Genomic DNA, 22,490 nt, shown 5'->3' with positions numbered 1-22,490 from the left:
GGATGAGCTTGGTGAGCTGACGATAGAATAGCTGCCGCACGTTCGAAGGAATGGCTGCTGGCGGACGATCGATCAGTCAAAAATGGCACCGTTCCTTGAGTGCGACAGCGCAAAAGCTTCTGTCCGCAAGGCCGCCATGAGCGATAGACCCATATCCGATATAAATTCGATAGCATCCCAGCCGACCTCGTCATACGTTTAAGGTCCAGTTCCACACCGAAATCATAAACGGATTCGTCATCGCCGCCGGGCACGTGGGCTGCTTGCGGGGAGGGGACATTGCATGCGCGCGCACTCGTTGTTGCTAACTGGAATCATGTCGGCTGCCCTGGCGATCGGCTCCTCCGCATCGGCGCCGGAAACCACGACCTGTATTTATGATGCGCGTAGCTGTCTCGTAGCAGCCACACACTCCCGGGGGGCTGCGATGAGTGAATATGTGCCTAGCCTCGACCCAGCGAGCAATCGTATGAGCTACACCGTCACCGCGTCGATCCAGCCGCCTGCGCCCACTTCCGAGGCGAACTGTTCGCGGTCGTGCAGGGTGGCAGCATGATCTTCAATCTCCAAAAGACCGGAACTATGCCCGGCACCCACACCGCGAATTACGCCAGCACTTCAGCCACGGCGACGTTTAACCCTGATTTTACCGCAACATCTGAAACGCTTACCTTCCTCCCGTCGGAGGCATCGAAGATGATCACCGTTGCAACGGCCGGCGACGCGACAACGAAATCGAACGAAACGGTACTGAATGAACATCTCGGCCGCGCCCCGCGGCGCGACCATCGGGACATCATCGGGGCAAAGACAGCGGCAATATTTAGGGAACCATTGCACGCACCGCCATTGTTCTGGCGGAGAAATTTGGCAAGAAGAAGCGCCGTCGCAATTGCGTCGGAGTACGAGTGAAACATGGCCAAGCCGTCACAAGAGGACAAAAAGAGTCGAGCGAACCACTCCATTTTAAAGCAGGCGCCGATCGGAAGGGCAATTCAATGATTATCCGCGAACTTCGGCGACACGGGAACCAACTTAAAAATCACAAGGGGAATTTTCAATCTGAGAAAATTCCATTTAGGAAGGTCTACATCGCAGCTTGTGTTATTTGCACACCTCTACACAGCCCCGCTTTTTCGCAGGTGACGCAACCCAGGATCAATCAGGAACTTATTGACCGCTTTTCCGTGGAACGAAAGACAGGAAGATTCGCCCTTAGGACATCGGATCAAATAAAGATCGGAAGCAGCGAAGAATCATCCCTTGCCGTTTCATATGGTCCGGTCGATGGAAGCGACTTTCAGCAAAGCGGCATACCCAGAATGGCCTTCAATCAGATCAGAAAAGAAGGAACTTTAAATTATTACGATTATCTATCCATTGAATTCAACGAGGTTAATGAGACTTTTCGACGAAATACCGGGAGCTCTGATGCTTTTGTTACTCAGTACCCGACCGGATCTACGTTAATTGTATCCGGAGATCATTATATATTTACCGATAAATTCGGGATAGTCATTGACTTCAGCCCGAATGAACGAGTCGTCACGTATCCAGATGGCCGCGAAATTAGGTTTATGGGAACGTCGGCCTCCATATCGTTCGAAGACCGGGACCGGCCATACCGATCGGCTAAAAACAACTTTGGATATATGCTCAAGTTTACCGGATCGAGTTCGCATATCGATATTCAAGCCGTCAATCTAGCGGTAGATTATTGCGACCTCACCAGTTCAACATATTGCTCAGGGTTAACGCAAACGCGCCAAGCCTCAGCAAACACATCCGCAGGCGAGCGTGTATTGACCGACGCGGGCGGAGGCATAACCAGATATACCTTTCATCAACTTTATGCATTTGATTATGAACGAATATGCTATGTCACAGACTACATATCCCAGTGTCCAGATCCCCCGTCATGGTACCGCTGGTATCCAGTGACGGTAACCTTACCGGGATTCAGTTCGCCGAATTACACGATCTCCCACGTAAAAAAGGGCGACATCCATGATGATATCTTCGTAAGCTCAGTACAGATGGGAAGCCTCTTGGCCTCCTATAACACGACCAAAAGTAAATTCGGCTCATGGGGTTCGAACCCCTACAATCTGGCATTTTATATCGACACTCAGATGAAAATAGGCGAACAGCTGATTGGAAATTCTCGGGCAATTCGTCCGGTACCCGAATGGGGTTCAGCACGGCGCGCTCTCATCTCCTGGACTGACGACTTAGGACGGCAGACAGGATATAGCCGCGACGAGCGGATGGAAATTTCCGGAGAAACGTTACCTGAGGGAAACAACGTTCAAATATATTATGACATCCGGAATAATGTAAGCAAGCGCGTTGTGTCGCCGAAACCGGGAAGTACCCTGGGTCAGGAAATTACATATTTAACCTATCCGTCAACATGCTCGCCTTCTACACTCGCTTATTGCAACAAGCCGACAAGTGTCACCGATCCAAACGGAAATATGACCGAATACGAGTATAATTCTCGAGGGCAGATCGAGGTTGAAACGCGTCCCGCGCCGACGGCCGGAGCCCCTCGACCCAAGAAAGTGTACACATACACACCACGTACTGCGTACATCAAGGATGCTGCGGGCAATATCGTGGCCGCGGGGCCCGCAATCTCTCTGCCAACACAGATGGTCGTTTGCGACACCACATCCACCTGCACGGGCGGAGCCAATGATATTCTGACCCAGTATGACTATGGCCCTTTGAGCGGCGCCAACAACCTTAACCTGCGAGGAGTTGCGGTCACGGCCATGGGCTCGTCAGGATTACTGGAGACGCATCGGACCTGTTACAAATACAACTATTTCGGTGAAAAAATTGCTGAGACAAAACCTAACGCCGGCTTGGCAAGCTGTTCGTGAAGGCGGAGCGTTGATGATGAACCACGCAACAAGGTCCAGCGCTTACTGCAGCCTCGCGAGTCCCCTGCCCGTTCTTCGGATCGAATGCCCACGCATAAAGCGCACCGCCTTGCGGAACGGACGATTTCCGCACCTGGCAGTCTCGGGTGATCCACACCCGGGAACCAGCCGATGAAACGGCGAGAGAGGATAAGGATAATGCACAAGCCTGTGGTGAGCCTCCTCGGTTTCCTGGCACTCTGGTTGCCATCGGTTGCGTGGCCGCAGTCATCACCGTCACCCTTTACCACCGCGACACGGTATGATGCGATGGGTCGGGTGACGGGCACGATCGCGCCGGATCCCGACGGGGCTGGAGGTCTGCATCATCTGGCGCAGCGCAATGGCTATGATGCCGGCGGGCGGCTGGTGAAGGTAGAGAAAGGGGAACTTGCCGCTTGGTTATCGGAAGCGGTGGCTCCGGAAAACTGGACGGGTTTTACGGTCCATCAGAGGTCCGACACCGAGTATGACGGAATGGGCCGCAAGGTAAAAGAAATCGTGAGGGCGGGCCCGTCGGCGGGCAGTGGAATCCATGCGGTTACCCAGTACAGCTATGATGCGATGGGTCGGCTCGAATACACGGCGGTGCGCATGAACCCGGCTGCCTTTGGCACATTGCCGCCGAGCGCTTCCACGCTGGGTCCGGAAGGCAGCCAGGGTCCAGATCGGATCACCAAGCACGTCTACGACGTGGCGGGCCACTTGCTAAAGATACAAAAGGCCTACGGGACACCGCTGCAACAGGATTATGCGACCTATGAATATACGCCCAACGGCAAGCAGGCCTTGGTAACGGACGCGAACGGCAACAAGGCGGCCTATGGTTATAACGGGTTAGACCGACAGACAGTGTGGGCATTTCCGTCACCGACAACGCCGGGCATAGCCAGTACAACCGACTTCGAAGAATATGGCTATGACGCGAATGGCAATCGTACGGACCTGAGAAAGCGCGACGGGCGGACAATCACCTATCGCTATGACGCGCTGAACCGATTGAAGATTAAGCATGTGAGCGGGACGTGCGTATCCGGCTATGCCTGCACCACGCCGCCCGCCTCTGCGGTACGCGACGTTTATTATGCTTATAATCTGCAGGACCTGCAAACCGCCGCCAGGTTCGACAGTGCCAATGGCGCGGATGCGGTGGTGAATGCCTATAACGGTTTCGGCCGCCTGACCTCGAGCACCGTCAGCATGGGTGGCATGAGCCGGGCGATCGGGCGAACCTATGATGCGGACGGTAACCGCATCCGAGTGACGCATCCGGACGGCAATTACTTCACTTATGACTATGACGGCCTGGACCGGATGACCGCCGTCAACCAGAATGGCAGCACCCAGGTCGCCACCCTCGACTACAACGCAAAGGGCCAGCGCTGGCATGCCGCACGCGGTGCGGTGCTGACGACCTATGACTATGACGATATCTCGCGCCTGGCCAACCTCAGTGACAATCTGTCGGGAACGAGCGCAGACAACATTGCAACCTTCGGCTACAATCCAGCAAGCCAGATCATCAGCCTGGGTCGTTCGAACGACAGCTATGCCTATACCGGCTACACACCGGCATCCAATGCCTACACCGTCAACGGCCTAAACCAATACAAAGCGGTCGGCGCGGGCGCGCTCGGCTATGATGCCAACGGCAACCTTGCGTCGAACGGTGGGACGAGCTTCACCTATGATGTCGAAAACCGGCTGGTCTCTGCTGCGGGGACGTTGACGGCGAACCTGGTCTATGATCCGCTTGGGCGGCTCTACTCGCTCACCGACGGGACCACATTCCTGTACGATGGCGATGAACTTCTCTCGGAGTTCGGGCCGGATGGAACGATGCTTCGGCGCTATGTCCACGGGCCGGGCGATGACGACCCGCTGCTATGGTACGCTGGCGTTGGCCTGTTCAACCGGTACAGCCTCCAGTCGGATCATCAGGGTTCTATCACTTCGATGGCGAATGTCTCGGGCGAACTAGTGACGCTCAATACCTATGACGAATATGGAGTGCCGGGCGCGAACAACGGCGGACGGTTTCAATATACCGGTCAAATCTATCTCTCCGAGATGGGGATGTATTATTACAAAGCGCGAATTTATTCATCGAGGCTTGGGAGGTTTCTGCAGACCGATCCGATTGGGTACAAGGATCAGAACAATTTATACGCGTATGTGAGAAATGATCCTATTGGGGGACGCGATCCAACTGGGAGTTGCACCTTGGTAGGCAGGGTCGAGTACGGATTGTGTGGGACATCTACGCCCGCCAAGGGCTGGGTCGATCGCCGGCTTCAGGATCGATATTCGATGGCACCAAGCCTTGAGAAAGAGCTTGTTAGCAAAGCTATTCGCATTAAAGTTACTGAAGCTAGGCAAAATGATAGGGTCTCTGGTGCTCATTATGAAGCACGTGACGGAAAGCTCGGCGGCGAATTGAAGTACGATCCCGCAGATACAGTACAATCCAGAACGTGGGACGGAAAAATTTACACCTATTCAGAAGCCGATTTAGCCGAACACGAATTATCCAATGTTAGGAATGATATCAGAGGCCTTCCGGGAGATGACGGAACCGGTAATCACGCTGGCTCCATCGACGCAGAGAACTCCCGCAGAGCGAGGTCGGGAGAAAGTGAATTTTTTAGGGCTAATACGACAACTGTTACAGTAAACGCGCCTCCACCAGAGAATCCAAATTTATGTCCCAGCAGCAATGGAGCCAACCCATCGTGCTAAACAGCTGGCACATTTGTTACAAACTATAGCGCACTTGGACACAATGACCATATTAACTTTAGTGCAATTTGGCCAAGAAAGTTATTTGGAGGCTTTATATGATTGAACATCTTATCATGGCTGCAAGCTTTTCCGCCGCCTCATTGTCGACATTGGTATCTCAGGCTCCGGCTTGCACGGTTAGCATGGATATTAAAGTAATCGACGGCAATATTTATCAAATATCATCCATTGGTGGATTCAGAAATGTTGTTCTGGATAAAACGACAGCCCGCATCTACAAAAAAAAATCACTGAAAGGGCCGCACATTATTGTTTTCCCACTTGGACTTATTGATTCTTCCGAAGGCCTCAAATACCACAGACTATTTCAAGCTAAAGTAGCGAGCGAAAAACCGTTTAACGGTATATACTTCTTTTGGGATGCTGTAAATAAAGGTGGGACTTTAACGGGCGGAGTGATACAATTCGATGGCTTCACAATGAAGGAATACTGCAGAGGAATTGAGTTCCGGGGTTTTGGGTTCCGATGACAGTGCCTTTAATTGCCCCCATCCGGCGCTTATAGCACCCCAAGCCCGTGGCACGACTGGCACGCGCGACCTTCCCAGGGCATCCCCACCATGTGACGCAGCGTGGCAACGGTCGTGCACAAACCTTTTTCGGCGACGAGGATTATGCGCTCAATCGCGATCTGCTCAGCGCGCACTGCGCGGCAGCCGGGGTCGAAAGCTGGTCCTGGGTGCTGATGCCGAACCCGGCGCCAGTCTGGCGCCACGAGCGGCGGACTGGCCATGGTCGAGCGTTCACGCCCATCTCGGCTGCTTCGACGATGGCATCACGGCGCGCGAACCCGTCATCGCGCGTTATCTGGATTTCGCCGCCCCCTCGCGGCTGGAGAGGATGAGGAGCGGCTGATACGATTGCGCAAGGCGGAACAGATCGGCCGGCCGATCAGCGATGCCACCTTTCTCGATCGGCTCAAAAATGAAGCAGGCCGATCCCTCAAGCCGGCGAGCCCAACTCCAAGCCGAGATAAATGCACCGCCACCGGAATCTAGGAAAGCGGCGAAATCACCCACGCGCCCCAGCCCCGGCGCCATGTCGACAAAACGATCACCCTCGCCAGCTATATGCGCCGCCGCACTCGACCATCGCCAGTCCTCGGGCCGCTCGACGAGCCGCGCCCGGACCGGATTGAGCGCAACATAGCGCAACGCACCAACCAGATGCGCCTCGTCCATCGCGACCGAACTGAAACGGCCCTGCCACAGATGACCGGTCACCCGCATCCGCGCATTGATATAGCCGGTATAGTGGCGGTGGACCGAGCGAAAGGTGCGACGCAACCCGTCCCCGTCCGCCGGCACGGCAATGATGTGGACATGATTGGGCATGAGGCAATACCCCCAGATCGCTACCTGCGATCGCGGCGCCGCCTCGGCCAGAAGGTCGAGATACAGCGCATAGTCACTTTCCTCGAAAAACACGCGTTCGCGCCGGTTGCCCCGCTGCGTCACATGGTGCGGAAGGCCCGGAAGCATGATGCGGGGAAGCCGGGCCATATGGTCAGGCTGGCAACCAACCCCGCAAAGTAAAGGGGCTGTTGCACGTGTCACCGTAATTCTGCCACCGTAATTCCACGGCGAACGGCGGCGCGGGGGTCGTTGTAGGAGTGGCTGGCGCCGGAGTTAACGCCGGAATCTCGCGTCGGGCGCCCACCGGAAGAGAGTTGGCCAAAGCAGCTGTTATTGGCGGCATCGTGGGAGCCGCAGGCTCCGTGGCGGCGGATACTATTAAGGAAGGAACTCGCGCCCTTGCAGAGAAAACGGGTGTTTCCATCGTGCCACCGCGCGGTACGGTGACCACTCCGGCACCAAACTCGCATACGGATGCCGCTGTTCGCGGAACAGCAAATGCCGTCGGAAACGCCAAGGCGAATGCCGGGCCGCTCGCTGACGCCGCGTGTCAAAGAACAGGAAAATGCTAATGAGAGGTAATGTAAAATTTAACCTTTTGCTCAGCCTTTTGACGATTACCCTTATGGGCGCACTAGGATTGATCATCGATATCGCAAGATTCTTTGTTTACAACTACCAGCAACACATTACGGAATATTTCACATTTACGATTTCCATGACTCTAATTGGATTAGTGATATCCGCGGCACAGGTGGTCAAATTTTACTTGAACACGCGAGAGCGATGACACAGCCAAACTAGGGTCCGACCCATAAAGAGGATTCCGTGCTGGTCTTGATTATGATTCAACGGGCTGTGCGAGGAGGCGTTTGAGATGGCAGATTTCTTCTGGTTTTCGGATGCGCAGTGGGCGCGGATCGAGCCGCTGTTGCCGACGGGTACGCGTGGCATGAAGCGGGTCGATGACAGGCGGGTGCTGTTTTACGATTGATGCAGAGGAGGTAAAATTGAAATTTATACCCGTCATTGGATTGCTTCTTTTCTGCGGAGCCTTCTCGTTGAGCGCGGCGGACGCACAGAGCCTTCCCGCCTACAAAGCCGGCCTTATCAATCGTATCTATGCCGACCCATCCGACGTGGTCCTGCAGCTCGATGGCACCGGCCCCTGTGGCGGCTCGCTTTTCCATATCCAGCGGACCGCAGTTAATTTTCATGAACTGACGTCGCTCATGTACACCGCCGCTTCGTTGAGGAAAACGGTCAATCTTTATGTTTCAAGCCGCAACGGCAATCGCAATATTATCGAGGTTGGCGACGTTTCGTTTTAATAACCCGGAACCGGGATCATAGGCATAGCGTCGTTGCACCACGCCGGAACCGCTGAACGAACGATTCGAGAGTGGAGTGGGTCAGTGCGTCAACTCTGCGAGCGCGGTGCGGATGAACATATCGGCCATTCACCCTGAACCTCCCCCGCTGAAGCCGGCGACGTGATGGCAAGCCGCCTGTCAAACCTCCCCTCACTCGCTTGAACCACCTGGCGACCCGGGGAATTTGCAGGCAAGCCGCCCGACGTGCATGTAGGGCCTGCAATTATGCAGCATGCGTGTCGTTCGCGGCCAATGTCCCTTGTCGGGCTGGTTCCGGCATCAAGCGTGCCGCCGGTGCCTCGGACCGTTTGATGTGCGGCCCGATGGACCCCGGAACAAGTCCGGGGTGACAGTGACGGTTAGGGCGGGGTGATCCGGCGGCACGAGGGGAGCGGGTTACGGCGTTATGTTCGATTGGGACGACCTGCGGATATTCCTGGCGGTAGCGCGCTCGCGGCATCTGGCTTCCGCGGCGCGGTCGCTGGGGATGGATGCGACCACCGTGGGCCGGCGATTACGGCGGCTCGCAGCCGCGCTCCAGTCCGAATTGTTCGAGGTCGAGGCGGGCGAGCGGCGGCTGACCGAGCAGGGGCAGGCGCTGTTCGCGCATGCCGAGACGATCGAGAGTACCGCGCTGCATGCGCTGGGCGAAGTGGGCGGGGGATCCAACCAGGCGACCGGGCATGTCCGGCTGAGCGTGGCGGAAGGGGTCGCCACCTGGGTGCTGGCGCCGTGCCTGCCGGAATTCCGCCGGCGCCATCCCGACATCCGGCTCGATCTCGTCACCGCGTCGGGCTTCCTCAATCCCTCGAAGCGCGAGGCGGATATCGCGGTCATGATGGCCCGCCCCCGCCACGGCCGGCTGATCGCGGCGAAGCTCGCCGACTATCGGCTGAGGCTCTACGCGGCGACGCGCTATCTCGACGCGCACGGCCCGATCGGGTCGATCGAGGAACTGAGCGGGCACACGCTGATCGGGTACGTCCCCGAATTCCTCTATTCGCCCGAACTGGACTATCTCGGCGAGGTCGCGCCGGGGCTCGACGCCAATCTCCGCTCGACCAGCATCAACGTGCAGTATAGCGCCATCGCCAACGGCACCGGCATCGGCGTGCTGCCCAGCTTCATCGCCGATCAGGATCCAGGCCTTACCATGTTGTTCCCCGACCAGGTCGATATCGTCCGCAGCTTCTGGCTGGTGACCCATAGCGACATGCGGCGGCTCGCGCGGATCGAGGCGGTGCTTGAATGGTTGAAGGAAGCCGCGACGGGCAGTCTGCGCCCGGCGGCCTTTGCGCCCGGGAGAAGGATATGAGCGTCGCATTCCGCCGCGAGAGCGACGAGGAGCACAAGGAACCGAAGTTCGAACTGCCGCTGCCGCCGGGGCCCAATCTGGTCACGGCGCGCGGCCGCGCGCTGATCGATGCGCGGGTGCCCGCGCTGGAGGGCGAGATCGCCGCCGAGGCCGACGACACCGCGCGCGAGGTGCTGAAGCGTGAGCTGCGTTACTGGAACACGCGCCAGACCACCGCGATCCTGGCGCCCGAACCCGATGGCGCGGAGGTCGCGTTCGGCACCAGCGTCACCTTCCGCCTCAACGGCGCGCTCCGCACCATCCGGATCGTCGGCAGCGACGAAGCCGATCCGGCCGCCGGTCGCATCGCCTTCACCGCCCCGCTGCCCAAGGCGATGATGGGCGCCGAGGCCGGCGAGCATCTCGACTATAACGGCACGCCCGATGCGATCGAGATCGTGACGATCAGCCGGGCGAGCAACGAACAAGATGAACGGGAGTAACCCGCCTGACATATTTTGCGACAATCCGAATCCTTGTCGATGCCGATGCATGCCCCGTAAAGGACGAGGTCTATAAAGTGGCCTTTCGCCACGAGGTGTCAGTGGCGATCGTCAGCAATTCCATCATGCGAATCCCGGTTCATCCGCTCGTCGAGCGGGTGATCGTGAACGATTCGTTCGATGCCGCCGACGACTGGATCGCCGAACGGGCCAACCCGTCAGCCGTCGTCGTGACCAGCGATATCCTCCTGGCCGACCGGTGCCTCAAGGCCGGGGCCACCGTGATCGCCCCGACCGGCAAGCCCTTCACCACCAGTTCGATCGGGGCGGCGATCGCGACCCGAGCGATCATGGCCGACCTGCGCGCCGGCGGGGACGCGATCGGCGGACCCGCGCCGTTTTCAAAGACCGACCGGTCCCGTTTCCTCTCGGCACTCGACCAGGCGCTGGTGTCGCTCAAGCGCAAGGTCCAGCCGTCATGAGCCAGGACAAATTCGAACGCCATCGGCAGCCCTGGACAAGCGACGAGATCCAGAAGCTCCATACACTCGCGAAAAAAGGCATGGCGCTCAAGGCGATAGCCAAGGCGCTGAAGCGAAGCGAGGAATCCACTAAGGATCGCGCGAAGGCCGATGGCCTCTCTATCGCGAAACTTAGATAGGATATAGGATATACGACTAACAAAGCATTTGCCTGTTCAGCTCCGGGCGAGACAGGAACCAAGGTTGAGGGACGGTGTTTGGCGCATTCCGCACGGGAGCTTCCCGTCGCGACATGCTGGCACGGCCTGAAGCAACGGGAGCAAGAATGACCGTACGATCGCCTGACCCCGCGCGTATATCGACCACGCTCGCCCTGTTGGCGGCGCTGGCGCTGCTGTCCGGCTGCGGCAAATCCGATACGGCCAAGCAGGGCGGCGGCCGCCGCGGGCCCCAGGGTCCGCCGCAGGTGGGCTATGTCGTGATCCAGCCGACCAGCGTGCCGATCACGACCGAGCTGGCGGGTCGGACGACGGCCTTCGAAAGCTCCGAGGTCCGCCCGCAGGTTTCAGGCGTGATCCATCGCCGCTTCTTCACCGAAGGCTCGCTGGTGAAGCAGGGCCAGCCGCTCTACCAGATCGATCCAAGCCTCTACCGTGCTGCCGCCAACCAGGCGCAGGCCAATCTGACCAGCGCCATGGCCACGGCCGAAGCCAGCCGTATCAAGGCCGAACGCTACAAGCCGCTCGCCGATATCGAGGCCGTCGCCAAGCAGGACTATACCGACGCGGCAGCGCAGGCACGCCAGAGCCAGGCCGCCGTCGCGCAGAATCGCGCCGCGCTCGATACCGCCCGGATCAACCTGCGCTTCACCACCGTCCCCGCGCCGATCACTGGCCGTATCGGCCGGTCGCTCTATACCGTCGGCGCGCTGGTCACGAACAACCAGGCCGATCCGCTGGCGACGATCCAGCGACTCGACCCGATATATGTCGACATCCAGCGATCGACCGCCGAGCTGCTTACCCTGCGCCGCGAGCTCGCCACGGGCGGCCAGACCCCGGCCAATGCCGATGTGCGCCTGAAGCTCGAGGACGGCAGCGACTATGGCTATACCGGCACGGTCGAATTCTCCGAAGTCGTGGTCAGCCAGACGACCGGCACCGTCACGATCCGGGCGCGCTTCCCCAATCCGCAGGGGCTGTTGCTGCCGGGCATGTTCGTGCGGGCAAGCTTCGCCCAGTCGATCAGCAACAATGCCTTCCTGATCCCGCAGCCAGCCGTATCGCGCGACCCGAAGGGCAATGCGACCGTGTTCGTCGTCGGCCCCGACAACAAGGCGATCCAGCGCAAGGTGACGGCGACACAGGCGATCGGCACCAACTGGGTCGTCACCGCCGGCGTGAACGCCGGGGACAAGGTGATCGTCCAGGGCGTGGGCAAGACGATCCCGAACCAGGTCGTGCGGCCGGTGCCGGCGGGCCAGCCCGAACACATCGGCGCCCCGACCGGCAAGAAGCCCGGTTGACCGGCCGGTGATTTCGCGCATCTTCATCGACCGGCCGATCTTTGCCTGGGTCGTCGCCATCATCATCATGCTGGCGGGCGCCGGCGCGATCCTGACACTGCCGATCGAGCAGTTTCCCGACGTGGCGCCGCCCAACGTCAACATCCGCGCCAATTATCCCGGCGCGTCGTCGGAAACGCTCGAAAACAGCGTGACCCAGGTGATCGAGCAGCAGCTCACCGGAATCGACGGGCTGCTCTATTTCAGTTCGAATTCCAACTCGCGCGGCGGCGTGAACATCAGCGCGACCTTCGCCAAGGGCATCGACCCCGACATCGCGCAGGTGCAGGTGCAGAACCGGGTGCAGCAGGCGCTGCCCCGCCTTCCCTCCCAGGTGCAGCAGCAAGGCCTGACCGTCACCAAGTCCAACCCGGACTTCCTGATGGTCGCGGCGATCTACGACACGACCGACACGCGCACCAACCAGGACGTGTCGGACTATATGGTCTCCACCCTGCAGGAACCGATCGGCCGCCTGGAGGGCGTGGGCGACGTCAACGTGTTCGGATCGCAATATGCGATGCGCGTGTGGCTCAACCCGGACCGGCTGGCGAGCTTCAGCCTGATGCCGAGCGACATCATCACCGCGATCCAGGCGCAGAACGCCGAAGTCGCGGCGGGCGAAGTGGGCGGCGTGCCCAACAGCCCCGACCAGGCACTGAACGCGACGGTGACGGCGCAGAGCCGGTTGTCGACGCCGGCGCAATTCGCCAACATCGTGGTGAAGACCCAGCGTGACGGATCGACCGTCCATCTGTCCGATGTCGCGCGGGTCGAGCTGGGCGCGGAGAATTACGGCGTCGTCAGCCGGGTCAACGGCCACCCCGGCGCTGGCATCGCCATCAGCCTGGCACCCAATGCCGATGCGCTGAAGACCGCCGAACTGGTCAAGGCCGAGATCGAGGCGCAGGCAAAGAAGTTCCCCAAGGGCTTCGCCTACGACTATCCGCAGGACGTGACCGGCTTCATCAAGCTGTCGGTCGAGGAAGTGGTGTGGACATTGATCGAGGCGATCATCCTGGTCGTCATCGTCATGTTCATCTTCCTGCAGAACTGGCGGGCGACCCTGATCCCGACGATCGCGGTACCCGTCGTGCTGCTCGGCACCTTCGCCATCTTCGCGGTGGCCGGCTTCACCATCAACACGCTGACCATGTTCGGCCTGGTGCTGGCCATCGGCCTGCTCGTCGACGACGCCATCGTCGTCGTCGAGAATGTCGAGCGCCTGATGGAAGAGAATCCGGGCATGAGCCCGCGCGACGCGACGATCGAGTCGATGAACGAGATCACCGTCGCGCTGATCGCCATCGCGCTGGTCCTGTCGGCGGTGTTCCTGCCGATGGCGTTCTTCGGCGGATCGACCGGCGTGATCTACCGGCAATTCTCCATCACGATCGTCTCCGCGATGGTGCTGTCGGTGGTGGTCGCGCTGGTGCTCACCCCGGCGCTGACCGCGACCATGCTCAAGCGCAAGGAAGAGGAAAGCGAGAGCAGGCATGAATCGATCCGGTGGATCCAGCACCGGATGGAAGGGGCCAAGACCTGGTTCAACACCAGCTTCGAACGCATGGTCGAGCGCTATACCAACACCGTTTCCAAGGTGGTCGATCGCAAGGCCCTGTTCCTGATCATCTATGCCATCACCGTCGCGATCCTGGTGATCCTGTTCGTCAGGCTGCCGACCGGCTTCCTGCCGACCGAGGACCAGGGCACCACCAGCATCCAGTTCAACCTCGCCCCCGGCGCGACGATCGGCAAGACCCAGCAGGCGCAACGCGAGATCGAGAAATATTTCCTCAAGACCGAGGGCAAGGATACCGATGCGATCATGACGGTCGCGGGCGGCGGCGGCGGCGGCCAGAATACCGGCCGCGGCTTCGTGGCGCTGAAGGACTGGTCGGAACGCAAGGGCGAGAAGAACGGCGCCGACGCGATCGCGCGGCGGGCGACCGCCGCGCTGGGCGGCCTGCGCGACGTCGAATTCTATTCGACCGTGCCGTCGGCGGTGCGCGGGCTCGGCCAGTCGGCCGGCTTCCAGATGGAATTCCAGAATACCGGCGGGCTGAGCCGCGAGGAGTTCAAGGTCGCGCGCGACAAGCTGCTCGCCGCGGCGCGTGCCGACCCGACACTCCAGGCGGTGCGCCCGACCGACCTGCAGGACCAGCCGACGCTGAAGGTCGATGTCGATGCGCAGAAGCTGAGCACGCTCGGACTGAACCAGGCCGACGTCAATGCGACGCTGTCGACCGCCTGGGGCGGCCGGTACGTCAACGACTTCAACGACCGCGGCCGCGTGAAGCGTGTCTATGTCCAGGGCGATGCGCCGTTCCGCGCAGCACCGGACGATATCGGCTCCTGGTTCGTCCGCGGATCGACCGGCGACATGGCGCCCTTCTCGTCCTTCGCCAACGTCTCCTGGGGCACGGCGCCCTCGTCGCTCAGCCGGTTCGGCGGCTTCTCCGCCTATGAGCTGCAGGGCCAGGCCGCGCCGGGCGTCAGCTCGGGCGAGGCGATGAACCGGATGGAGCAGCTCGCCGCGCAATATCCCGGCACCAGCGTCGCCTGGGCCGGCCTGTCCTTCCAGGAGCGCCTCTCCTCTGGCCAGGCGCCGTATCTCTATGCGCTGTCGCTGCTTGTCGTCTTCCTGTGCCTCGCCGCGCTCTACGAAAGCTGGTCGATCCCGATCGCGGTGCTGCTCGTCATCCCGCTCGGGCTGGTCGGCGCGATCTTCGCGGTCACGTTGCGCGGGCTTGAGAACGACGTGTACCTCCAGATCGGCCTGCTGACGACGATGGGGCTTGCCGCGAAGAACGCGATCCTGATGATCGAGTTCGCCGAACAGGCCGAGAAGCAGGGCAGGCGCGTGATCGAGGCAGCGCTGGAAGCGGCCCGCATCCGTCTCCGCCCGATCCTGATGACCAGCTTCGCCTTCATCTTCGGCGTGCTGCCGCTTGCCGTGTCGACCGGCGCTGGCGCGAACAGCCGCGTCGCGATCGGTACGGCGGTGATCGGCGGGATGCTGACCGCGACGATCCTCGCGATCTTCTACATCCCGCTGTTCTTCGTGCTGGTTCGCCGGGGCACCCGCAACGTGCTGGCGCACCTGCACCACGAGCATCCCTCGCCCCCTGCCCAGCCGGTGCAGGCCGAAGAGGGGATCGCGTGATGCGCCGCCTGACCCTATTGCTCGCGGCGACATCGCTGGGCGCCTGCTCGATGGCGCCCAAATATGTCCGCCCCGACGTGCCGGTGCCGACGTCCTGGCCGGCCGGCGATGCCTATCTCAAGCAGAGCGAGGCGGCGCTGCCCGCCGTCACCTATCGCGACATCTTCCGCGACACGCGGCTGCAGGCGCTCATCGAGCAGGCGCTGACCAACAATCGCGACCTGCGCGTCGCCGCGGCAAACATCGCCGCCGCACGGGCGCAATATCGTATCCAGCGGTCAGCACTGTTCCCGGCACTCGGCGTATCGGCGGGAGCGACTCATGCCGACACTGGGAACGGCAACGGCGAGCGCAGCAATTTCTCGGTCGATGGCGGCATCACCGCGTTCGAGCTCGACCTGTTCGGTCGCATCCGGTCCCTCAGCACCGCCGCGCAGAACAGCTATTTCGCGACCGAAGCGGCGGCGCGGGCGACGCGCCTGACATTGGTCGGCGACATCGCCACCGCCTGGCTGACCTATGGCACCGACAGGAGCCTGCAGGCGATCGCGCAGGACACCGCCGCGAGTGCCGAGAAGAGCGTCACGCTGACCCGGGCCCGGCTGGAAGGCGGTATCGCGCCGCGCACCGACCTGCGCCAGGCGGAAACGGTGCTGGCCACCGCGCAATCCGACCTCGCGCAGCAGACCACCAGAGTCGCGCAGGATATCAACGCGCTGCAGTTGCTGGTCGGCGCGCCGATCGACCCCGGCCTGCTGCCCGGATCGATCGAGGAGGCCGGCAAGACCGTCGCCGAACTGCCGGCGGGGATCGATTCAGGCATATTGCTGCGCCGTCCCGACGTGGTGCAGGCCGAATATCAGCTTCGCGGCGCCAATGCGCAGATCGGCGCGGCACGGGCGGCATTGTTCCCGCGCATCTCCCTGACGACGGTGCTTGGGCTGGCGAGCGGTTCGCTCGGCAGCCTCTTCGAGGGGGGCTCGTTCAACTATTCGGCCGGCGCCAATGCCAGCTATACGATCTTCAACGCCGGCGCGGGCCGGGCGAACGTCCGCCAGACCGAAGCGCAGCGCGACGCAGCGCTCGCCGGCTACGAGAAGGCGATCCAGACAGCGTTCCGCGAAGTATCGGATGCGCTGGCACGGCGCGGCACGATCACCGAACAGATGCGCGCGACCGAGGCGCTGGCCAGCGCCGCGGCCGACAATTACCGCCTGTCCGATGCGCGCTATCGCGGCGGCATCGACACCTTCCTGCAGAATCTGGATTCGCAGCGATCGCTCTATTCCGCGCGCCGTCAGCTTGTCTCGACCCAGCTCATCGCGGCGACCAATCTCGTCACGCTCTATCGCACGCTGGGCGGGGATTCCACGCTGGACGCTACGGCGGCCGGGCCGGAGCCGACAGGCGGCGGCGCCACCGACTGATTGCTGCGGCGATGCTGCAGCCTGCCCCGCAGCAGGCTCGCTTGACGGATGCTTAAAGCCGGTAAAGGATGGCGGTTGCATGACGACCCCACCCGACCCCGGCGCGTTCTTCCGCGAAATGCTCGGCCAGTGGGAGCAGATGGCCAACCAGTTCGGCGGCCAGGTGATGAAGTCGGGAGAATTCTCGCGCGTGATGCAGGGCGCCAGCAGCGCGACGATGACCGCCCAGGCAGCCGCGCACCAGATGATGGACAAGGCGCTGGCCGCCGCCAACATGCCGAGCCGCAGCGAGGTCGAGGACCTGTCGGCCCGCGTCAGGCGGATCGAGGAGTCGGTCGGTCGGATCGAGGCGTTGCTGATGGCCCAGGCCCCAGGCGTTCCGCAAGGCATCGCGCCGTCGGAGCGGCCAAGGCCCAAGCGCACCCGCAAGCCGCCGGAGAAGCCGGCTTGAGCGGGTCGCGGCGCTGACCATGGCCGACCGGAACGCCCCCGACCTGTTCACCCAGGCCAGCACGGCGTTCGACCGCGCGTTGCAGCGCAACTTCAAGGGGCTCGACTATTTCGCCTCGCCCGCGCCGGTGCTCGGCGCCAGCCCCAAGGATCTGCTGATCCAGCGCGGCACGATGAACCTCTATCAATATCGCCCGATGACCGACGAGGTGTATCGGGTGCCGCTGCTACTGGTGATGGCGACGACCAATCGCGGCTATATCTTCGACATGGTGCCCGGGCAAAGCCTGGTCGAATATCTGCTCAAGGCCGGGTTCGACGTGTTCATGCTCGACTGGAGCCCGCCCCGCGCGGACGAGAAGGGCCTGAAACTCGACGATTATGTACTGGATTTCATCCCCTCGGCGATCGAACGGGTACAGCGGGAGACCGGCGAGGAGGAGTTCACCGTCGTCGGATATTGTTTCGGCGGCGTGCTGTCCCTGCTCTGGGCCGCGCTGCACCCGAGCGCGCCGATGAAGAACCTCGTCACCTTCACCACGCCGGTCGATTTCTCGAAGATGGAGATGTTCCAGGCCTGGGCCGACAAGCGGTTCTTCGATGTCGACCGGCTGGTCGATACGTTCGGCAATTGCCCGGCGGATTATCTCTACACCGCGTTCGACATGCTGCGTCCCGGCGCGCGGATCGCGGGGAATATCAGGCTGATCGATAACCTCTGGAACGACGAGTACGTCAAATCCTTCCGCATGTTCGATCGCTGGGCGAGCGACACGCTGCCGCTGGCGGGCGAATATTTCCGCGAGACGACCAAGAAGCTGATGTGGGGCAATGAGCTCAACGACGGCACGATGGAGGTAGGCGGACGGCGGATCGACCTGGGCGGGATCACCGCGCCCTTCCTTCACGTCACCGCCGAGCACGACCATATCGTGCCGTCTGCTGCGTCCGCGCCGCTGATCGAGAAGATCGGATCGGCCGACAAGGAACAGGTGACATTGAAGGGCGGCCATGTCAGCCTCGTCGCCGGGGGCAACGCGATCAAGCGGCTATGGCCGAGGCTGGTCGAGTGGTTGGGGGAAAGGTCGACATGAGCCATCACATCAGGCGGTTCGCGCCGGGCGACCGCGACGCGATGCTCGCCTTCGCCAACACCCTGCCCGAGCATGACCTGCTGTTCCTGGGTCGCGACCTGAAGCATCCCCGCGTCGTCGATGCCTGGCAGTCGGCGATCGAGGAAGGCTGGATCGACAGTCTGGTCGCCGAGGATGGAGGAAAGTTCGTCGGCACCGCGGCACTGGTGCGCGATCCGCTTGGCTGGAGCGCGCATGTCGGCGAGATCCGGCTGCTCGTCGCGCCGGGCAAGCGCGGCAGCGGGATCGGCCGCGACCTGCTCGAGGCGATCTACACCGTCGCGATGGAGCGCGGGCTCGAGAAGCTGACGGCGCAGATGACCCCCGACCAGATCGGATCGGTGATGCTGTTCGAGAGCCTGGGTTTCCGCGCGGAGGCGCTGCTGAAGGACCATGTCCGCGACCGCGACGGCAAGCCGCACGACCTGGCGATCCTGGCCCATGACGTCGCGCGGGTTACAGCGCAGCACCGGGCGTTCGGGATCGACGAATGAACCATATCGCAATGCAGCACGTTCAGACTGCATGTACAGGAAGGATGACCGAATGACCGCACCCAGCGCCGAAGAGATACGGCCGCCGTCAGCGCTTCTCGCCTTTACCGAGCTGCCGCGCGCGCTTGCCGAATTCGGCTCGCTCGGCCTTGCGGCACCGATCCTCGCCACCGCGCCGCGCGGCGACGGACATCCGGTGATGGTCCTGCCGGGCTTCGTCACCAGCGACAGGTCGACCACCGTGCTGCGGCGGTTCCTGAGCAATCTCGGCTATGACGCGCATGAGTGGGGGCTCGGCCGCAACCTTGGCCCCAAGGCGATCGGCTATGAGGGCGAGAAACTGATCGAGCGGCTGCGCGCGATCAATGAGGCGACGGGCCAGAAGGTCAGCCTGGTCGGCTGGAGCCTGGGCGGCGTGATGGCGCGCCAGCTTTCACGCCGAGCGCCCGAGGCAGTGCGGCAGGTTATCTCGCTCGGATCACCCTTCACCGGCACGCCGCGCGCGACCAATGTCTGGCGCGCCTATGAGGTGCTGACCGGGCAGAAGATCGACGATCCGGACGTGCGCAGCCAGCTCCGCGAGAGCGCGGCGCCGCCGCCGGTGCCCTCGACCGCGATCTATTCGCGCGAGGACGGGGTGGTCGCGTGGCAGAATTGCATCGAGCCGCGCGGGCCCGAGACCGACAATATCGAGGTGCATGGCAGCCATTGCGGGCTCGGCGTGAACCCGGCGGTGCTCTACGCGATCGCCGACCGGCTCTCCCAGGCTGAGAACGACTGGCGGCCGTTCGAGCGGAACGGGCTGAAAGCGCTTGTCTATCCCTTTGCCGGGCATGCGTAGAAGCTGAGGCCCGGACCCGATAACGGGCCCGGGCACTTCCGCTATTGCTTGCAGGCCTGTTTGTTGAGGTTTCCGGCCTTCGAGCAGTCGTAGTGGACGACCTTGCCGGTCTTGGTCGTCCAGGCGACGATCCGGCCAGTCGGCTGCGCGGGCGCAGCCGGCCGCGCCATCGGCTGCGGATGGGAAACCGGCATCGGGCGCGGCGCAGGGGCCGGTGCGGGACGGGCCGCGACGACAGGTGCGGCGGGCGTTACGCCGCGGCAGGCTGCCTTTGTGGCATTGCCCGCCTTTGAGCAGTCATAATGCCGGGCGGCAGCCGGAACCGCGGCCGGCTTGGCCGCCGCCACGGGCGCCGGTTTCACCGCCACGACGGGTGCCGGCTTCACCGCTGGCTTGGGCGCGGCAACCGCCGCGCCCTTGCACGCCGCCTTTTTGGCGTTGCCTGCCTTCGAACAATCATAGTTGCGCGCCGAAGCGGGCGCCGCCGCCAGCAGCATGGTGCCCGTGATGACACAGGCTGCAATCGACCATCGCGACATCGCTCTTCTCCCCTGAAGCCGCCGGGTACCGGCGGCAGGATGCGGGGACGATGTGCCTCTCCCGAAGCGGGTTCAAATGAACTTATTGTCATGTTCGGAGAGGCGCAGGCGGGCCGACGACCGGATATTTTCGCCCTCTCCCTCGCGCGAGGGAGAGGGCGAAAGGTTATTTGTCGCCTTTCAGCGGGGCGACGGCATCGCGGCCGATCTGCATGATCAGTTCGCCGATCTCGCGCGCCTGGCTCATGCTGCGGCTACCCTGGTCGCGCAGGTAATCGCCCTGCACCTTCATCACTTCGGACAGGTCCTTGGCCGCGGCGGCGGCGCGCATCGCGGCAAAGGCCTGGCGGGCATTGTTCTCCGCCTGGTCGATCAGCTTCATGCTCACAGTCGAGCCTCCCTCAGCGACCTTGGCGCCCGAGGCGCGCATCGCCTCCCCCGCCTTCTTCGCCGGATCGACGATCTTCTCGTTGATCGTGTCCTTCACCTTTTCCGTGGTGCTCTTTTTCTCGGCCATCATGCTGCTCCTTTCCTGCGAGGTGCCGGCTTCGCCGCCGGTTTGGGTTTGACCGCGACCCTTGGCCTGGGCGCGGCTTTGGGTTTCACTGGCTGCGTTCCGCCGAGCGTCGCTGCCTTCAACGCTTCAAACGACGATTGGAGCGCCGCCGCATATTTTTCCGGGTCAGGCATCATGCCCCGGTCGGCGGTGAAGGAGATCGCGATGGTGTCGCCATAGGAATAGACCGGATTGATCAGGCCCATCGAGTCGAACACCGGCGCGGTACCGTAGCTCGCCAGCATCTTCGCGCCACAGAAATAGAGCGGGACGCGCGGACCAGGCACATTGGTGACGACCGTGTTGAACACCGGTGCGTGTGTGTTCGCGGCCCCTATCCTCGTGTAGAGCCGCGCGGCGAGACCGGCGAGGCCCGAGGGAATAAGCTGGCTGTAATCAGCGAGGCTGCGCGCGCCGACGGCGTTGGTCATCGCCTTTGAATTGACCGCCTCGTCATGGACATATTTCAGCCGCGCCAGCGGATCGGCGATGTGCGTGCCGAGCGGGATGACCATCGCCGAGACGAGGTTGCCGAGCGCCGCCTTCTCGCCCTCGCCGCGCACCGAGATCGGCGCCATCGCGGTGAGCGATTCCCTGGGCAGCTCGTTCTTGTCCTCGAGATAGGTGCGCAGGCCGCCGCCGACGATCGCGAGGATGACGTCGTTGACGGTCGCATCGGGCACGGCATCCTTCATCGCGCGAATGTCGGCGAGCCTGAACGGCACGGCGTCGAACACGCGGTGGGGCGAGACCTTGCCGTTGAAGCGGGTCTTGGGCGCCATCTTCGTATTCGACAGGCTGACCTCGCCCTTGCCGACGGTCGCCGCCAGCCTGGCCATGCCGGGGAGCGAGCGGCCGATCGTCTCAACCACGCGCATCGGCTGGCGGAGCGAGTTGAAATAACTGCGGGTGAGCAGGTCGGCCACATTGGGCATATGCTCCGGCTTCCACTGGTCCTGCTCCCTGGGCCGCGCCATGCTCGCGTCGAGATCATGGACGGCGGTCGACATCTCGACGCCGGACATGCCGTCGACCGCTGCGTGATGGACCTTGGAGAGGAGCGCGAAGCAGCCCGGCGGAAGGCCCTCCACATTGTCGAGCCCCTCGATCACGGTGAATTCCCAGAGCGGCTTGTTGAGATCCATCGGGCGCGAGTGGAGGCGGGCGACCTGGATGCAGAGCTGGCGCCAGTCACCGGGCTTGGGCAGCGCGATGTGGCGCACGTGGAATTCGATATCGAATTCGGGGTCCTCGATCCAGTAAGGATGATCGAGATCGAACGGAACACGCACGAGGCGCTGGCGGAAGCTGCGCGCGCCGGAGAGGCGGGAACCAATGAAGTTGAGGATATCCTTGAAGCGGACGAAACCGCCCGGCGCGGTCGAGGGATCGTAGATCGCGACCGAACCGATATGCATCGGTGTATATGGCGTCTCCAGATAGACGAACGAGGCGTCCTGGCCCGATAGCTGAAGCATGCGTACTCCCTCTCCCCTTCGGGGAGAGGGTCGGGGAGAGGGGCAGTGTGTCGAACCGCCCTTCCCTCACTGCCCCTCTCCCGACTTCGCTCCGCTCGTCTGCCCT

General features: G+C 61.9%; 20 protein-coding genes. 16 read left to right on the top strand and 4 right to left on the bottom strand.

What is annotated here, in order from left to right:
• Positions 1-552: 552 nt before the first annotated feature.
• From NDN01_RS02600 to NDN01_RS02585, 4 genes are all read left to right on the top strand, one after another.
• A complete protein-coding gene (locus NDN01_RS02600; protein WP_272625588.1) occupies positions 553-912 on the top strand; it encodes a Calx-beta domain-containing protein in 360 nt (119 codons plus the stop codon).
• The gene (locus NDN01_RS02595; RefSeq protein WP_272625586.1) at positions 909-2,888 is read left to right on the top strand and encodes a hypothetical protein; all 1,980 of its coding nucleotides are present in this window, start codon (positions 909-911) and stop codon (positions 2,886-2,888) included. The genes NDN01_RS02600 and NDN01_RS02595 overlap by 4 nt, the downstream gene beginning before the upstream one ends.
• Before the next feature lie 198 nt (positions 2,889-3,086).
• Positions 3,087-5,666, top strand: coding sequence for an RHS repeat domain-containing protein (locus NDN01_RS02590; protein ID WP_272625584.1), 2,580 nt, complete (start codon positions 3,087-3,089; stop codon positions 5,664-5,666).
• Positions 5,667-5,764: 98 nt separating this feature from the next.
• Positions 5,765-6,199: a hypothetical protein gene (locus NDN01_RS02585; RefSeq protein ID WP_272625583.1), complete on the top strand. Its 435-nt coding sequence runs from the start codon at positions 5,765-5,767 to the stop codon at positions 6,197-6,199.
• Positions 6,200-6,532: 333 nt separating this feature from the next.
• Here the strand turns inward: NDN01_RS02585 and NDN01_RS02580 are convergent, their stop codons facing one another.
• Positions 6,533-7,210 (bottom strand): transposase, encoded by a 678-nt coding sequence (locus NDN01_RS02580; RefSeq protein ID WP_272625581.1) that lies wholly within the window; start codon positions 7,208-7,210, stop codon positions 6,533-6,535.
• An 884-nt stretch (positions 7,211-8,094) separates the two neighbouring features.
• On the opposite strand from NDN01_RS02580, the gene NDN01_RS02570 reads away from it, so the two are divergent.
• The 12 genes from NDN01_RS02570 (at position 8,095) to NDN01_RS02515 (ending at position 19,811) form a co-directional block, all read left to right on the top strand.
• The gene (locus NDN01_RS02570) at positions 8,095-8,415 is read left to right on the top strand and encodes a hypothetical protein (RefSeq protein WP_272625579.1); all 321 of its coding nucleotides are present in this window, start codon (positions 8,095-8,097) and stop codon (positions 8,413-8,415) included.
• 448 nt (positions 8,416-8,863) lie between these two features.
• Entirely contained in the window at positions 8,864-9,772 is a 909-nt protein-coding gene (locus tag NDN01_RS02565; protein WP_272625577.1) for a LysR family transcriptional regulator, read from the top strand.
• The gene (locus NDN01_RS02560; RefSeq protein ID WP_272625576.1) at positions 9,769-10,254 is read left to right on the top strand and encodes a GreA/GreB family elongation factor; all 486 of its coding nucleotides are present in this window, start codon (positions 9,769-9,771) and stop codon (positions 10,252-10,254) included. Before NDN01_RS02565 ends, NDN01_RS02560 begins: the two co-directional genes overlap by 4 nt.
• Positions 10,255-10,277: 23 nt before the next feature.
• Entirely contained in the window at positions 10,278-10,736 is a 459-nt protein-coding gene (locus NDN01_RS02555; protein WP_272628462.1) for a YaiI/YqxD family protein, read from the top strand.
• Positions 10,733-10,915, top strand: a complete 183-nt coding sequence (locus tag NDN01_RS02550; RefSeq protein ID WP_272625575.1) for a hypothetical protein — start codon at positions 10,733-10,735, stop codon at positions 10,913-10,915. The genes NDN01_RS02555 and NDN01_RS02550 overlap by 4 nt, the downstream gene beginning before the upstream one ends.
• A gap of 146 nt (positions 10,916-11,061) precedes the next feature.
• Positions 11,062-12,261: an efflux RND transporter periplasmic adaptor subunit gene (locus NDN01_RS02545; RefSeq protein WP_272625574.1), complete on the top strand. Its 1,200-nt coding sequence runs from the start codon at positions 11,062-11,064 to the stop codon at positions 12,259-12,261.
• 7 nt (positions 12,262-12,268) lie between these two features.
• Positions 12,269-15,466 carry an efflux RND transporter permease subunit gene (locus NDN01_RS02540; protein ID WP_272625573.1) on the top strand — a complete coding sequence of 1,066 codons (3,198 nt, stop codon included), beginning with the start codon at positions 12,269-12,271 and terminating at the stop codon, positions 15,464-15,466.
• Positions 15,466-16,893, top strand: coding sequence for an efflux transporter outer membrane subunit (locus NDN01_RS02535; protein WP_272625571.1), 1,428 nt, complete (start codon positions 15,466-15,468; stop codon positions 16,891-16,893). The genes NDN01_RS02540 and NDN01_RS02535 overlap by 1 nt, the downstream gene beginning before the upstream one ends.
• Before the next feature lie 79 nt (positions 16,894-16,972).
• Positions 16,973-17,344: a poly(R)-hydroxyalkanoic acid synthase subunit PhaE gene (locus NDN01_RS02530; protein ID WP_272625570.1), complete on the top strand. Its 372-nt coding sequence runs from the start codon at positions 16,973-16,975 to the stop codon at positions 17,342-17,344.
• A 19-nt stretch (positions 17,345-17,363) separates the two neighbouring features.
• A complete protein-coding gene (locus NDN01_RS02525; protein WP_272625568.1) occupies positions 17,364-18,437 on the top strand; it encodes an alpha/beta fold hydrolase in 1,074 nt (357 codons plus the stop codon).
• Entirely contained in the window at positions 18,434-18,970 is a 537-nt protein-coding gene (locus NDN01_RS02520; RefSeq protein ID WP_272625567.1) for a GNAT family N-acetyltransferase, read from the top strand. The genes NDN01_RS02525 and NDN01_RS02520 overlap by 4 nt, the downstream gene beginning before the upstream one ends.
• A gap of 52 nt (positions 18,971-19,022) precedes the next feature.
• Positions 19,023-19,811, top strand: a complete 789-nt coding sequence (locus NDN01_RS02515) for an esterase/lipase family protein (RefSeq protein ID WP_272625566.1) — start codon at positions 19,023-19,025, stop codon at positions 19,809-19,811.
• 41 nt (positions 19,812-19,852) lie between these two features.
• Here the strand turns inward: NDN01_RS02515 and NDN01_RS02510 are convergent, their stop codons facing one another.
• From NDN01_RS02510 to NDN01_RS02500, 3 genes are all read right to left on the bottom strand, one after another.
• Positions 19,853-20,350 (bottom strand): hypothetical protein, encoded by a 498-nt coding sequence (locus NDN01_RS02510; RefSeq protein ID WP_272625565.1) that lies wholly within the window; start codon positions 20,348-20,350, stop codon positions 19,853-19,855.
• Between the two features lie 166 nt (positions 20,351-20,516).
• Positions 20,517-20,870, bottom strand: a complete 354-nt coding sequence (locus NDN01_RS02505) for a phasin family protein (RefSeq protein WP_272625563.1) — start codon at positions 20,868-20,870, stop codon at positions 20,517-20,519.
• Positions 20,867-22,384 (bottom strand): WS/DGAT/MGAT family O-acyltransferase, encoded by a 1,518-nt coding sequence (locus tag NDN01_RS02500; RefSeq protein WP_272625562.1) that lies wholly within the window; start codon positions 22,382-22,384, stop codon positions 20,867-20,869. The genes NDN01_RS02505 and NDN01_RS02500 overlap by 4 nt, the downstream gene beginning before the upstream one ends.
• Between the last annotated feature and the right edge of the window lie 106 nt (positions 22,385-22,490).

This window comes from Sphingomonas sp. QA11, from assembly GCF_028473665.1.
Taxonomy (GTDB): Bacteria; Pseudomonadota; Alphaproteobacteria; order Sphingomonadales; family Sphingomonadaceae; genus Sphingomonas; species Sphingomonas phytovorans.
The sequence above is the reverse complement of the archived record's forward strand: the minus strand, read 5'-3'. Positions and strand labels throughout refer to the sequence as shown.

Excerpts from the sequence above, each read along its gene's own strand:
- NDN01_RS02530 (WP_272625570.1), top strand. The coding sequence starts at position 16,973 with ATGACGACCCCACCCGACCCCGGCGCGTTCTTCCGCGAAATGCTCGGC.
- NDN01_RS02515 (WP_272625566.1), top strand. The coding sequence starts at position 19,023 with ATGACCGCACCCAGCGCCGAAGAGATACGGCCGCCGTCAGCGCTTCTC.
- NDN01_RS02565 (WP_272625577.1), top strand. The coding sequence starts at position 8,864 with ATGTTCGATTGGGACGACCTGCGGATATTCCTGGCGGTAGCGCGCTCG.
- NDN01_RS02535 (WP_272625571.1), top strand. The coding sequence starts at position 15,466 with ATGCGCCGCCTGACCCTATTGCTCGCGGCGACATCGCTGGGCGCCTGC.
- NDN01_RS02525 (WP_272625568.1), top strand. The coding sequence starts at position 17,364 with ATGGCCGACCGGAACGCCCCCGACCTGTTCACCCAGGCCAGCACGGCG.
- NDN01_RS02550 (WP_272625575.1), top strand. The coding sequence starts at position 10,733 with ATGAGCCAGGACAAATTCGAACGCCATCGGCAGCCCTGGACAAGCGAC.
- NDN01_RS02590 (WP_272625584.1), top strand. The coding sequence starts at position 3,087 with ATGCACAAGCCTGTGGTGAGCCTCCTCGGTTTCCTGGCACTCTGGTTG.
- NDN01_RS02560 (WP_272625576.1), top strand. The coding sequence starts at position 9,769 with ATGAGCGTCGCATTCCGCCGCGAGAGCGACGAGGAGCACAAGGAACCG.
- NDN01_RS02505 (WP_272625563.1), bottom strand. The coding sequence starts at position 20,870 with ATGATGGCCGAGAAAAAGAGCACCACGGAAAAGGTGAAGGACACGATC.
- NDN01_RS02500 (WP_272625562.1), bottom strand. The coding sequence starts at position 22,384 with ATGCTTCAGCTATCGGGCCAGGACGCCTCGTTCGTCTATCTGGAGACG.
- NDN01_RS02600 (WP_272625588.1), top strand. The coding sequence starts at position 553 with ATGATCTTCAATCTCCAAAAGACCGGAACTATGCCCGGCACCCACACC.
- NDN01_RS02585 (WP_272625583.1), top strand. The coding sequence starts at position 5,765 with ATGATTGAACATCTTATCATGGCTGCAAGCTTTTCCGCCGCCTCATTG.
- NDN01_RS02510 (WP_272625565.1), bottom strand. The coding sequence starts at position 20,350 with ATGTCGCGATGGTCGATTGCAGCCTGTGTCATCACGGGCACCATGCTG.
- NDN01_RS02580 (WP_272625581.1), bottom strand. The coding sequence starts at position 7,210 with ATGCTTCCGGGCCTTCCGCACCATGTGACGCAGCGGGGCAACCGGCGC.
- NDN01_RS02545 (WP_272625574.1), top strand. The coding sequence starts at position 11,062 with ATGACCGTACGATCGCCTGACCCCGCGCGTATATCGACCACGCTCGCC.
- NDN01_RS02520 (WP_272625567.1), top strand. The coding sequence starts at position 18,434 with ATGAGCCATCACATCAGGCGGTTCGCGCCGGGCGACCGCGACGCGATG.